We start from the raw sequence: 13737 nt of genomic DNA on the forward strand, positions 1-13737 counted from the left end.
AATTCCTACGTCAGAGACGTGACTACCACTTCTTCGACATGCTGAAGAACGCGCGGCGGCCGATCACGTCGTAGCCGTTCAGAGCCGCGGTACCGATGCGGAACTGGGCGGCGGACTGCGCCGGCGGACGTTCGTCGAAGGCATTCTGGATGCCCGCAGTGATCGTCCAGTCGTTGTATTTGCGGCGCACCGAGAAGTCGTGGGTCGCATAGAACTCGGTGTACTGCTTGTAGTAGACGAACGGCGCGAGGCTGGCGCCGGTCGTGCTCGTCGTGGCCAGCGGACCGGTGCCCAGCAGAGCCGTGCAAAGACCGGTCGCGTTGTCCGTCGTGCGGCGGCACTGGGTCTGGTAGGTCGAGAGCCTGAAGGTATCGCCACCGTAGACTTCGGTGTCCGAACCCTTGCCCAGGATGTCGATGGACCAGTTGAAGGTCCAGTCGCCGTGGTCGAACCGGGTGTTGATGCTGCCGCTGAAGTCCGGACCGTCATAGTTGAAGGTCGCGCCGTTGTAGTCTTCCATCGCCGAAGCGCCGAGCAGCGTCACATCATCCTGGAACTGCCAGGTGAACTGACCGTCGATGGTCAGCTTGCCGAGGTCGAAGTCGTGCTGGAAGCGGACCGTGAGGTCCATGCCGGTGTTCACTTGTTCGGCCACGTTCACGTAGCTGTTCTGGATCGACTGGATCGCGAAGGCGCCAGCGCCGCCGACCGGGTTCACCGCGCCGTTACGGACGATGAGCGTGCAGTAGGCGCTCGTGGCCGGGTTGGGCGCCGAGTAGCACTGGTTGGCGATGTTGCTCGCGCCGAACTGACGGATTTCGTCGTTCAGCGTGATTTCGAAGTAGTCGACGGCCACGCTGAGATCGATGAAGTCCGGCGTCCAGATCACGCCCAGGGTCTTGGCTTCCGACGTTTCCGCCTTCAGCACACCCGCGCCGCCACCGGTGATGATGGTAGCCGAGCTCGAACCCGCCGCGGTGTAGCCGAGCGGGACGCCGGCCGCGGCGCAGTTGGCCTGGAGCTGCGCATCGCTGCTGGTTTCATACAGGATGCAGGGGTCGATGGAGGCTTGACCCAGGAAGCCCGTCTGGTTGGCGAGATACAGTTCGTACAGCGCCGGGGCGCGGAACGAGGTGCCATCGGTGGCGCGGATGCGCCAGGACGGGGTGATCTGCCAGTTCAGGCCGACCTTGTGGGTCGAGTCGGAGCCGTAGCTGTCATAGTCGGTGTAACGGCCCGACACCTGCAGATCGAGGCTTTCGATGCCCGGGAGGCCCTTGAAGATCGGCACTTCCAGTTCGCCGAAGAGTTCCTTGACCGTATCGCTGCCGGCGGTGCGGCCAGCGGCGGTCGAACCCCACAGGTTGCCCGGGGCGCAGATGACCGACGCCGGGGTGCCCGAGGCGCAACCGCGCTCGTTCTGACCGGGCTTGTCGTCCAGCGCGTCCTGGCGCCAGCTGAAGCCGAAGGCGGCGCCAAGCGGGCCGGCCGGCAGCGTGAGCAGGTCGCCGGAGACCGAGCCTTCAACCGTCTTCTGGGTGTAGGTGGTGTTGCCGGTCTCGTGCTTGAACAGGAAGTCACGCTCGGCCTGGGTGAAGTCGCCGTTGAGAACACGCGAGCTCAGCCACGGAATGCCGCCCGGGAGCGAGGCGCAGCTACGGCCGGAAACGCCGAGGAGAGCCGCCGGGTTACAGGCCAGGGCGTTCGCCGAGGTGGCGAGGACGGCATCGTTGTAGATGATGTCCGCGCCGTACGTCGCGTCAGAGCTGCTGTACTGGTAGAAGATGTCCCAGTCCCAGCCCGCCAGCATGGCGCCGAAGTCGCCACGCAGGCCGACGACGCCGCGCCAGTAGTCGACCGTCTGATCGCGGTCGGACTTCAGCGGGATGATCGGCTGGTAGGAGCCGGTTTGCTGCAGCAGGGCGTTCCAGCCCGCCGGGACGTTGGCGTTGGTATTGACCACCGTCGGGAACAGCTGACGAACGCCGTACTGGACCGACTCGCGACGGTTCAGCAGCAGTTCGCCGTACAGTTCAGTGCTCGGCGTGATGTCGTAGCCGCCCGTAGCGTACAGGCTGGTGCGCTCAACCGGGCTCAGGATCGACGCGCGCGCACTGGGGGCCGAGTCATAGTGGCCGTACGGGAAGGTCGCCGGGAAGCCGGCGCGGGCCTGACGGGCCATGCCGGGGATCGGAATCGGCGTGGCGCCGAAGTTGCCGGCCAGGTTGTTGGTGCCGCCCGAGTTGCCCTGCAGGGCGGTCGGGTAAACCACGCCCGGATCGGTGTAGATCAGGCGACCGTAGTTGGTCGTCGTAATCGTGCGCTGGACCAGGTTGTAGCACTTGTAGGTGTCGGAGCCCGTTTGGGCCGGATCGGTGTTGACGAAGTCGACGAGCGCGCCGCCGTTGGCCGAGGACCGCAGGTAGTCCATCGAGCACGAGGTGTCGTCGCGGTCGCCGCGGTGCAGGACTTGCTGCTTGTACCAGTCGGCCGACACGTTGATGTAGCCGCGGTCGAAGGTCTTGCCCCACGACGCGTTGAGGCGGCTGACTTCACCGCCACCCTCGAACGACCGGTCGGTGAAGGCCGAAGCCTCGATGCCGTCCAGGTTCGTGCGGGTGATGATGTTGATAACGCCGGCGACGGCGTCGGAGCCGTAGATCGACGAGGCGCCGTCCTTCAGGATTTCGAAGCGCTCGACGATCGAGGTCGGGATGACGTTCAGGTCGACCGGGCCGACGGTGCCGCGCGTACCGGCCGGGCCGACGCGACGGCCGTTCAGCAGAACCAGGGTGCGCGTGGCGCCCAGACCGCGGAGCGAAATCGTGTTGGCGCCCGGGCCGCCCGTGGTCACGAAGCCGGTCAGCTGGTTGTTGACCTGGAACGAGCCGCTGGCCAGCGAGGACTGCTGGAGGATCTCGGAGGTGTCGACCATGCCCTCGAGCGTCGAGGACTCGGCGGTGATCACCTGGATCGGGGCGGAGCTGGTGAACTCCGTGCGCTTGATGCGCGAACCCGTGACGACCAGCGCCTCGACTTCGGTGTCGTCGGTGGCCTGCGTCGACGCGGGCGCCGGCGCGGTTTGGGCGAACGACACGGTGGGGGCGGTGACGGCGAGCGCGGCGGCGAAGCCGGCGATCACGGTCGAGCCCATTAGAATCTTGCGGTCCAGCATTTGGTTTTAAATCCCCAGTAGCCCGATGAATCAACGATCGCGAACGACCATCCACGGGATACCCATCCCGCGCGGTTTAGCGAAACTAGCAGCTTCGCGTCGCCCGACAAGAATGATGACGCATTTTCGCCCCATAGCCACCCGGGCGTAACAATCCCGCCACAGTTTCCCTTACGACGGGCAATCTGTGCCCCCATTACAAGCGCTTCAGGAAAGGCAAGATCAGCTTGGCGAAACCGCGATTGTAGCTAGATTGGCCGCATCGGGCCGCTCGTCGGCCGCGTTTGACGCGTCTGGACCCTGTCCAGGGGGAATCATTCCCGCAGCGCGCGAACGAAAACCAGATTCCGAGGGGTCATCGTGACGCCGCACATTCGTACGCTTTGTATTGCCGCCGGGGCGCTGGCGATTCTGGGGCTGGCCGCGGTCATGCCCGGCTACGCCCGACAGGCCGCCGCGCCGGCCACGGCGCCCGCCGCCGGGCCGCCGAGCGCCGATGATTTCGGGCGCGAGGCCGCGATTCGCGGCGTCAGCGTCTCGCCGGACGGCAAGCATATCGCGGGGATCCGCTCCCCCGATGGTGTGAAGGCCTATGTGTCGGTCTGGGAGACGGCCAACATGGCCAAGGCCCCGGTCAACCTGCTGTGCGGCGACCGCTCGCAGTGCCTGAGCGTCGGCTTCCTCAAGAATGACCGGATCGTGGTGCAGGTGCGCCAGACGATCACCCAGGGCACCAACCGCACCCACCTGTTCCGCTTGTTCACCACCGACCTTGAAGGCAAGGTGTGGCGCAATGCGCTGGGGACCACCGACCAGACCCAGGGCCCGAACGCCCGGGTGGCCTCGACCCTGCCGACCGACCCGAAGAACATCCTGATCCAGAGCTTTGAGGACGGGAACTACTATCTGCTCAACCTCTATACCGGCGAGCGGAAGAAGACCTTCACCGCGTCCGACAAGTTCGGGAACGAGCAGATCGACCTGAAGGGGGAGGTTCGCGCCCGCCAGTCCGTCGATTTCGAGAACGGCAAGGTCTATATCGCCCAGTGGATCCGCAATCCGGCCAACGACCAGTGGGAAGAGCACTTCCGCTACTTCGCCGCCGATCGCGAGCCGACCGACATCGTCGGCTTCAGCGAAGATCCCAACATCATCTATGTGCGCAGCACGGCCGGCCGCGACAAGGCGGCGATCTATGAGTACGACATCGCCGCCCACAAGCTTCTCGAGCCGATCTTCGAGATCAAGCTGTTCGATGCCGGCGGCGTCGTGCAGTCGGATGCGGCGAACAGCAACGGCAAGCTGCTGGGCTTCACCTACGACGGCGAGATCACCAAGACCTACTGGATCGACGAACGGCTGGGCGCGATCACCAAGGGGCTGCGCGCGGCCTTGGGCGTGACCACCGTTCCGGTGCAATGGACCGATACCGCCACCGGCGAGAAGTCGCGCTACTCCACGGCCGACGGCGCCGACGTGACGGTCAACAGCTGGTCCGATGACTTCAAGTATGTCGTCGTGGTCAAGTCGGGTCCGAGCCAGCCGCCGGAGTACTTCCTGCTGACAGACGGAACGAAGCTGACCGCCCTGGGCGCCTCGCGTCCCTGGCTGAATACTGCCGCCTTGGGCGACACGCGGATGGTGCAGTACCCTGCCCGCGACGGCCTGATCATCCCGGCCTTCCTGACCACCCCGAAGGCGTCGATCTACGGTCCGGGCCCCTACCCGACCATCATCGTCCCCCACGGCGGCCCCTGGGCCCGCGACTTCATGGGCTGGGACGGCCCCGGCTGGGTCCAGTATTTCGCCGCGCGCGGCTATGCGGTGATGCAGCCGCAATACCGCGGCTCCGACGGCTGGGGTCAGAAGCTCTGGCGCTCCGGCGACGCGGAGTGGGGCCAGAAGATGCAGGACGACAAGGACGACGGCGTGAAATGGCTGATCGCCCAGGGCATCGCCGCCCCGGATCGCGTGGCCATCCACGGCTACTCCTACGGCGGCTACGCCGCCATGGCGGCCTCGGTGCGGCCGCACGGCCTCTACCAGTGCGCCGTCGCCGGCGCCGGCGTGGCCTCGATCGATCGCTTCCGCGAGATCGTCAACCAGAGCCGCATCCTGCGGGAACTGCAGCGTCCGACGATCCAGGGCCTGTCGCCCGCCGATCATGGCGCCGACGTGTCGATCCCGGTGTTCCTCTATCACGGCGACCGCGACGTGACGGTGCCGATCAGCGAGTCCGAGCGCTTCGTCGCGGCGCTCAAGGCCGCCGGCAAGCCCTACAAGTACATGCCGATCAAGGACATGGGTCACCAGTCCAACCGCTGGGAGCCCGGCCAGATCGCCGAGGTCCTGACGGCGGTCGACAGCTACCTGCGCAACGACTGCGGGCCCGGCGGGCTCTAGCCCTCCGGTCTCACGGCCAGAACTGACGAAGGGCGGGGAGCGATCCCCGCCCTTTTTCGTTGGGCGGCGGGGACATGTACCGCAGGTACGTGTCCCCCAAACCCGCCGCTCGATTAGGGGACACGTACCTGCGGTACATGTCCCCGGGACGCGGCTTTCCGGCTTCACGCCGTGTCCGGCTGAAGGATGAGGAGGGCGCGGCGCGCTCCGGGCTTGCCCGGATGTTTGTTGGTAGAGGGTGCAAGCGGTGGGAAGACCGTCGCGCGCCGCGAAGTCCGTTATCCGGTGGCCGCCGGTAGGCAGCCCTCTTAGGGCTTGGCCGGCAGAAGCCTCCGGCGGGCGGGGGGAGGCTGACCCTCCCCGGACCGTGAGCGTAGCCCCCGCTCACCTGCCGCTCCTTCGGCCAGAGGCCGTTCCGGTCTGATCTCGCCGCCCGGCTCCAACGCCGGCGATGAGGGACCTGAACGACTGGCGCCGTCGGAGCTTCCCGCTCGAACTCCACCCCGCCGCCGCATCGGATCGCCTGGCCGAGACGCCCTCCCCTGCAGCGGGATGGGGTGAGTATGGGGGTGGGCCGATGGGGTGATGGACAGATTGTTTTGCGCTGTAGCGTAGCGGGGACGGAGGTGAGGGATTTCAGCGGGTTGGGCGCGGGGATCGGCCGGTAGCGCTCGGAGCTTCCTCCCCACGCCGTGGGGAGGGGGACCGCCGGGACGGCGGTGGAGGGGCGGCGCGGACGCCAGCGGACCCATCCTGAATTCCGGTCCTTCCGGCCCGTCCGGTGCTGCCCCTCCACCCTGTTTCGCAGGGTCCCCCTCCCCGCTTCGCGGAGAGGAAAGAGCAAACACAAAGAAAAAGGGCGGCGGACCGAAGTCCGCCGCCCCCAATTCAGGACTGATCCGTGGATCAGAACTTCAGCTTGCCACCCACGTAGAAGTAGCGGCCGAGCACGTCGTAGGAGTTCGGGTCGGTGTTGCCATCGTTGGCGTTGTCGAACACCGGGGGCTGCTCGTCGCCCAGGTTGCGGATACCGCCGAAGATTTCGACCGTATCGTTGACCGCCCACTGAGCGTTGACGTCGTGGTACCAGTAGGAGTCGACGCCCACGTAACCACCGTCGGCGAAGGCCGGGATGTTGCCCTGGTTGTCCATCGAGTCCCAGTAGGTGCCCATGTAGGTGAAGCGCACGGGTCCGATGTCGTAACCGACGCGGAGGACGGCCTTATATTCCGGCAGCGTGGCCGAGATATTGTAGGCGCCGATCGTGCCCTTGTAGTCGATACCGTCGAGCACATAGGAGTCGAGGTAGGTCAGGTTCAGGCCGATATCGATCTTGTCGCCGAACGAGTCGGGCTTGCTGCCCCACCAGCCGAGGCCGAGACCGTAGTTGACGCCGAGGTCGACACCCTTGGTGCGCAGAGCGGACACGTTGCCGAGCGGCACACGGATCTTCAGCTCACCGGTGGTGTCGCGGTAGGTCAGGGCACCGACGGCCGCGTCGTTACAGGCCGCCGAAGCGAAGCTGCCCGAAGCGTAGCAGGCGTTGATCGTGCCTTGCGTGCCGCCGTTGATCGAACCGATGTAACCGTCGACCTTGATGTCATAGTAGTCGAGGGTCAGCTTCAGGCCCGAGATGAACTCCGGCTGCCAGACCAGGCCGACGGTGTAGGTGTCGGACACTTCTTCGGCGAGGTTCGGGTTGCCGAAGAAGAAGGCTTCCAGCTGCGAGTTCGGCTGAACGTAGCCGATCGTGTTGGGGTTGGCGCCGAGTTGGGCCGTGCACATCGCCAGCGTGGTGGCGTTGGTGACCGGAGTCGCCGCACCCGTGTTGACGTTCGCGGTCGAGCAGGGATCGGTCGCCGCAGGGAAGCCCTGGTCGCCGGCCTGGAACAGTTCGAACACGTTCGGGGCGCGGCTGGCGCGCTGGTACATGGCGCGGAAGCGGAGACCGTCGAAGGGCTCGTATTCGCCGCCGACCTTGTAGCTCGTGACGTTGCCGACCGAGCTGTAGTCGGACCAGCGAGCGCCGAGTTCGAGGCCGAGGTATTCAACGCCCGGGACGTCCTTCACCAGCGGAACCACGGCTTCGCCGTAGATTTCGCCGACGCTGTAACCGCCGCCAACACCCCGTTCCATGTTGAAGCCGAAGATGTCGCCCGAAGCGTGGGCGGCGTCCGGCGTGTAGGAGAAGGAGTCTTCACGGTATTCAACACCGACGGCGACGGCGACGTCACCGGCCGGCAGGGTGAACAGCTTGCCGGACGCGATGGCCGAGGCGGTGGTCCGCTCGAAGATCGTCTGGTCGGTGAAGTTCAGGCGAATGAAGTTTGCGCCTGCCGTGGAGATGCTGCCGGCGCCGAACAGGTTGACCGGGATACAGGTCGGGAAGATCGCGAGGGCCGCGGCCGAGCAGGCGGCGGTCGTGCCGGACTGCGAGGCGTACAGGCGCGAACGCGAGACGTCGTTGCGGGTCGAATCGGTGAACTCGGTCCGGCCGTAGCTGACGTAGCTTTCCAGGGTCCAGTCGTTCGGCAGGTCGACGTTCAGGCCGAAGTTGACGTTGAACGTCTTGTTGTTGTGGTCCTGCTGGCGCGCGCCGACTTCAATCATGCGGCGGCGGAACACCGCGTTCGCAGCCGGGGTCGGGCGGGAGGCCAGGGCGGCCAGGGCCGTCGGCGACAGGAAGGGGTTGGTGACGGCGATGCTGACGCCGGTCGCCGGGGTCGGGGCCAGCTGGGCGCCGTTACGGTTGTCGGCGTAGCTGACTTCGAACGTCGCTTCCACGGCGTCGGTGATGTCGTAACGGCCCAGGACGGTGGCCGTCCAGCGCTCGTCGAACGACAACAGCGGGTTGACCGGCGAGAAGTTGTAGCGGTCGTTGACGGCGGCCGTCATGTCGAAGTCGTTACAGAAGCCGCGAATCGCGCCCGAGGGGCTGAAGGAGAGGTTCCGCGAGGTGGCGCCGGCGGCGCAACCGGCGGCCGTGGCCTGGGGCGCGAAGGGGTTCAGCGGAACGTTGTCCAGACGAGCCGTGCCCGTGGCCGAACCGCCGGCGTTGCTGTAGTAGGACCAGGGACGATCGCTGGTGTCCGGCATGACCGCGTCGCGGTCGTAGTAGGACAGGTAGGTCGTGACGTTGCCACGGCCGTCGGCGGTGTTGGCGCCGGCCAGGACCGACAGGTTGAACTGCTCACCGTCGCCGAGACCCGAGATGCCGTACTGGGTGCCCAGTTCCAGGCCTTCGTAGTTCTTCTTCAGGATGAAGTTGACGACGCCGGCCAGGGCGTCCGAGCCGTACACGGCCGAGGCGCCGCCCGTCACGACTTCAACGCGGTCGATGAGACCGGTCGGGATCGTGTTCAGGTCGGTGGAGGAGAAGCCCTTGGTCGCCGGCGTGGTGCGGCGGCCGTTGACCAGAACCAGGGTGCGCTGCGGGCCGAGGCCGCGCAGGTCGACCGTGGCCGTACCGTCCGAGGGGTTGTTCGACGCGGCGGTGAAGCCCGGAACAACTTGCGGCAGGGCGTTCAGGATCTGCTCGACCTGCAGGCTGCCGGTCGTTTCGATCTGCTCAGCCGTCACGGTCGAAACCGGGCTGTTGGCGACGTAGTCCTGGCGCGCGATGCGCGAGCCGGTGATGACGACGGCATCAACGGTGGTGTCCTGCGCGAACGCAGGCACGGCGGCGGCGATGGCCGCTCCGCAGATGATGGTGGACGCCAGCAGGCGACCGCGCGTGGATTGGAGCCTCAAGATAATTCCCTCCGGTTCAGCGCGGCCCGGGGTCTCCGGGAATCGCGCCCCCTCAAAAAGTCTGGACGAATAGGACTCCGGGCGCTCTGAACGCCCGGTTGAGCCGATCCTTGCTCCCCACGGAAACAGGGGTCAACGGAGATTACAGGAACGTCACACCACAGCCGCGAGAATGTCGCACATTGGCAACAGCGGGCCGCCCGAAAGGCGAGTTTGGGGCGCGGAATTCCCCGATTCGGGGTCGGGGCCACCAAAAAGGACCCTGCGATGTTGAAGCCGTGGCGACTCGGCGCCGGTCAGCGCGGCTTCATGCAGAGCCAGCGAGTCCGGTGGTGGTCCAGAAGGTTGTCGACCCAGCCCGTGATTTCGGGGCGGACCAGATTCTTGTTCACCGAGAAGTAGACCGGGGCGATCGGGGCGTCTTCCAGCATGATGTGCTCTGCCCGCGCCATCAGCGCCGCGCGCTTGGCCACGTTCGGCTCGTTGTCCGCCAGCGCCATCAGCCGGTCGTACTCGGGGTTGTTGTAGTCGCCGTAGTTCTGCGGTCCGTAGAACGAGCGCTGCAGGTCGAGGAAGCTCGTCGGGTCATTGTAGTCGGCGATCCAGGCCGCGTCGGCCACCTGGAAGGCGCGAGTGCGGTAGTCCTGGTAAGCGATCTGGGTCTCCTCCTGGGCCAGGGTCGCCTCGACGCCGATCTCCTTCCAGTCCGCCTGGACCGCCGGCATGAACAGCATGGGGTCCGGCGTATTGCGGTGCTTGATTTCCAGCTTCAGCGGGTGGCCGGGACCGTAGCCGGCCTCGGCCAGCAGGCGGCGCGCCTCGGCCTGGCGCTTCGCCAGCGGCCAGTTGGCCCAGTGGGCAGGCTCGGCGCCGCTGTAGTTGGCCACCCCGGGCGGGGTGAAGTTCTTCGCCGGCAGCTGGCCGCCCCGCAACAGCTTCGTGGCGATGAAGTCGCTGTCCACGGCCATGGCCAGGGCCTGGCGAACCCGCTTGTCGCGGAACGGCGGATAGCCGGTCTTCGGGTTGTTGTTGAAGGCAAGGTAGACGACGCCGAGGTAGGTGTTGGTCCGCACATAGGCCGGCATCTTCGTGCGCAGGAAGGCGATACGGTTGGACTGGATATCGGTGTTCACATCCAGCTCGCCGCGGGCCACGCGGCGTTCGGCCGAAATCGAGTCATTGGTCGGGTAGTAGTAGATCTCGTCGACGCAGACCTTGTCGGCGTCCCAGAACAGCGGGTTCTTCACCGACCGCACGTAGTTGCCCAGCCGGAACTCCTTGAGCACGTAGGCGCCGTTGCCGACGAAATGCTCCGGCTTGATCCAGTCCTCGCCCCAGCGCTCCACCACATGCTTCGGCACCGGATACATGGTGTGATGCTTGGCCAGCTCGACCAGATAGGGGGCGGGATGGGTCAGCTCGATGCGCACCGTATGGGCGTCAGGGGCCGACACGCCGAGCGTTTCCGGCCGCGCCTTGCCCTCGTTGACCGCCTGGGCGCCCTTCACGAGGAAGAAGACGGAGGCGTATTCGGACGCCGTCTTCGGATCGAGCAGCCGGCGGAACGAGAAGACGAAGTCGTCGGCCGTGACCGGCACGCCGTCGGACCACTTCGCGTCGCGCAGATGGAAGGTCCAGACCAGGCCGTCGGGGCTGATATCCCAGCTCGTGGCCATGCCCGGGATCGGCTTGCCGGCGGGGTCCGACTGGGTCAGGCCGACCAGCATGTCGCTCTGGATGCGGTCTTCCCAGGTGCCGGTCGACAGATGCGGGTCCAGCGTCTGGGGTTCAGAGGCGTTGCCGTATTGCAGACAGACCTTGCCCGGCGGGCAGGCCGGACGGGCCGGCGCCGACTGACCACAGGCCGCGAGGCCCAGCACGGCGAGGCTGACAAGGAAGAGATTGCGGATCACGCGGCCCGGCCCTTCAATGGCGGTCTCAGTGTTTCGGGAGTCGCCCATGTCATCGCTCGCCCTGCGCCGGAATGCCGGCGCCGTCGTGGCCGCCGGAGCGGTAGTATTTCTGGCTACAGGGGCCAGTCTCGCCGCCTCGCCGATCAAGGGTCGCGCCGCGCCCTTGCAGGCGATCGTCGCCTGTCGGCAGATGCAGGATCCGACCGAACGGCTCGCCTGTTTCGACGCCGCCGCCGCGTCGCTCGACGCCGCCGAGAAGGCCGGCGAGGTCGTGGTCGTCGATCGCGCGCAGGTGCAGGAGGCTCGCAAGGCCGCGTTCGGCTTCAACTTCCAGATGCCGTCCTTCATGACCGGCGGCGAGCGGACCGAGGCGCTCGACAAGATCACCGCGACCGTCGAGTCGGCCGGCCAGGACGCGACCGGCAAATGGACCATCCGCATGACCGACGGTGCCGTCTGGCGTCAGGTCGACAATGAACGGGTGTCGCGTGAGCCCAAGGCCGGGACCACCGTCGAGATCCGGTCGGCGACCATGGGCAGCTTCATGATGACCATCGGCTACAGCCACATCCGCGTGCATCGCGACAACTGACCGTCGCATCCTAGCGGTCCTTCGGATCGAGCGCGTCCCGGAGGCCGTCGCCGATGAAGTTGAAGGCCATAAGGGTCACGATCATCGTCGCCGACGGGAAGATCAGGAGCCAGGGCGCCATCTCCATGTCCTGCGCGCCCCCGGCGATCAGGGTTCCGAGCGAGGCCATCGGCGGCTGAACGCCCAGCCCGAGAAACGACAGGAAGCTCTCGGCGATGATCACCGCCGGGATGGTCAGGGTCACGTAGACCACCACCGGCCCCAGCAGGTTGGGGACGATGTGGCGGAAGATGATCTGGCTGGAGGACAGGCCGGCCGCCCTCGCCGCCTCGATGAACTCCTTGCTCTTCAACGACAGGGTCTGGCCACGCACGATGCGGCTCATGGTCAGCCATTCGACCGCGCCGATGGCCAGGAAGATCAGGAAGATGTTCCGGCCGAACGTCACCATCAGCAGGATGACGAAGAAGATGAACGGCAGGGAGTACAGCGTGTCGACGACGCGCATCATGATCTCGTCGATGCGGCCGCCGAGGTAGCCGGCCGTCGCGCCCCAGGCCACGCCGATGACCAGCGAGACGCTGGTGGCCACCACGCCGATGGCCAGCGACACGCCCAGACCCGCGAGCAGCCGGGCCAGCAGGTCCCGGCCCAGCGAATCCGTCCCGAACAGATGGCCGCTGTGCAGCGGGGCCATCCAGACGTCGGTCTTGGTCACCTTGTCGTACGGAAATGTCACGAGAAACGGCCCGACAACCGCCAGCAGGACCATGACGGCCAGGACGACCATGCCGGTGACCGCGGCCTTGTTGCGCAGCAGCCGGCGGGTCGCGTCGTCCCACAGGGAGCGGCCCTTGACCGCGTTCCGAAGGAGCTCGGCCCGGTCCGGCGAGCCGGGGATCATGTCCAGCACGCTCATGACAGCCTCACGCGCGGATCGAGCGCCGCGTAGACGATGTCCGCCAGCAGATTCAGCACCAGGATGAGCAGCGCGTAGACGATGACCATGCCCATCACGACCGTGTAGTCGCGCTGCAGGGCGCTGTTGACGAAGAACTTGCCGAGGCCCGGCAGGTTGAAGATCTTTTCGACCACCAGCGAGCCTGTCAGCAGGCCGGCGGCGGCGGGACCGAGGTAGCTGACCAGCGGCATGAGGGCCGCGCGGAGGGCGTGCTTGCGGACGATCAGGTGCTCCGGCAGGCCCTTGGCCCGGGCGGTGCGGATGTAGTTGGAGCGCAGCACCTCGATCATCCCGGCCCGCGTCAGGCGGGAGATGATGGCGATCTGCGGCAGGGCCAGGACCGTGATCGGCAGGACCAGGTTGGCCAGCGCCCCGTCGTTCCAGCCCGCGGTCGGCAGCCAGCCGAGCTTCGAGGCGAACACCAGCACCAGCAGCGGCGCCGTGACGAAGGTCGGGATGCAGACCCCGAGGATCGCAACGCCCATGGTCAGGTAGTCGGCGATGCGGTTCTGGCGGAGGGCCGCGATCACGCCGAGGCTGATGCCCACCAGCATGGCCAGCAGGATCGACAGGACGCCGAGCGTCGCGCTGACCTTGTAGTTGTCCTTGAGGATCTCGAGCACCGTCTTGTTGCGGTACTTGAGCGACGGGCCGAAGTCCCCGACGGCGACGCCCTTGAGGTAGTTCAGATATTGCTCGGGCAGCGGGCGATCCATGCCGAAGCGGGCCATGACGGCCTTCTCGACCTCGGGCGCCAGCTGCCGCTCATTGACGAACGGGCTGCCAGGCGCGGCGCGCATCATGAAGAAGGCGATGGTGACGACCAGCAGCAGGGTCGGAACGGCCACGAGCAGACGGCGGAACAGGAAACGCAGCATGTCGGCTCACTGGCGCGGGGAAGGGCCGCAAAGACATTGCGAAGGTTTCATCGGGCCCCGATGAT

General features: G+C 66.4%; 7 protein-coding genes. 2 read left to right on the top strand and 5 right to left on the bottom strand.

All coding sequences use genetic code 11. The annotated features are described in order from the left end of the window. Nucleotides 1-22: 22 nt before the first annotated feature. Complete coding sequence (locus ACODSL_RS06120; RefSeq protein WP_488899775.1) at nucleotides 23-3175, bottom strand: TonB-dependent receptor plug domain-containing protein; 3153 nt, start codon at nucleotides 3173-3175, stop codon at nucleotides 23-25. Nucleotides 3176-3535: 360 nt separating this feature from the next. Here ACODSL_RS06120 and ACODSL_RS06125 point away from each other — a divergent pair, with 360 nt between their 5' ends. Continuing rightward, nucleotides 3536-5578 carry an alpha/beta hydrolase family protein gene (locus ACODSL_RS06125; RefSeq protein WP_488899776.1) on the top strand — a complete coding sequence of 681 codons (2043 nt, stop codon included), beginning with the start codon at nucleotides 3536-3538 and terminating at the stop codon, nucleotides 5576-5578. Nucleotides 5579-6484: 906 nt separating this feature from the next. Here ACODSL_RS06125 and ACODSL_RS06130 read toward each other — a convergent pair. Next, complete coding sequence (locus tag ACODSL_RS06130) at nucleotides 6485-9328, bottom strand: TonB-dependent receptor plug domain-containing protein (protein WP_488899777.1); 2844 nt, start codon at nucleotides 9326-9328, stop codon at nucleotides 6485-6487. Between the two features lie 296 nt (nucleotides 9329-9624). Continuing rightward, nucleotides 9625-11289 carry a peptide ABC transporter substrate-binding protein gene (locus ACODSL_RS06135; RefSeq protein WP_488899778.1) on the bottom strand — a complete coding sequence of 555 codons (1665 nt, stop codon included), beginning with the start codon at nucleotides 11287-11289 and terminating at the stop codon, nucleotides 9625-9627. Here ACODSL_RS06135 and ACODSL_RS06140 point away from each other — a divergent pair. Beyond that, the gene (locus tag ACODSL_RS06140; RefSeq protein WP_488899779.1) at nucleotides 11288-11833 is read left to right on the top strand and encodes a hypothetical protein; all 546 of its coding nucleotides are present in this window, start codon (nucleotides 11288-11290) and stop codon (nucleotides 11831-11833) included. The genes ACODSL_RS06135 and ACODSL_RS06140 overlap by 2 nt on opposite strands. A gap of 10 nt (nucleotides 11834-11843) precedes the next feature. On the opposite strand, the gene ACODSL_RS06145 is transcribed toward ACODSL_RS06140, so the two are convergent. Both ACODSL_RS06145 and ACODSL_RS06150 read right to left on the bottom strand, forming a co-directional pair. Then, nucleotides 11844-12752, bottom strand: coding sequence for an ABC transporter permease (locus ACODSL_RS06145; protein ID WP_488899780.1), 909 nt, complete (start codon nucleotides 12750-12752; stop codon nucleotides 11844-11846). Further along, nucleotides 12749-13672, bottom strand: coding sequence for an ABC transporter permease (locus ACODSL_RS06150; RefSeq protein ID WP_488899781.1), 924 nt, complete (start codon nucleotides 13670-13672; stop codon nucleotides 12749-12751). Before ACODSL_RS06150 ends, ACODSL_RS06145 begins: the two co-directional genes overlap by 4 nt. Nucleotides 13673-13737 lie beyond the last annotated feature (65 nt).

This window comes from Caulobacter sp. FG121 (genome assembly GCF_057809815.1).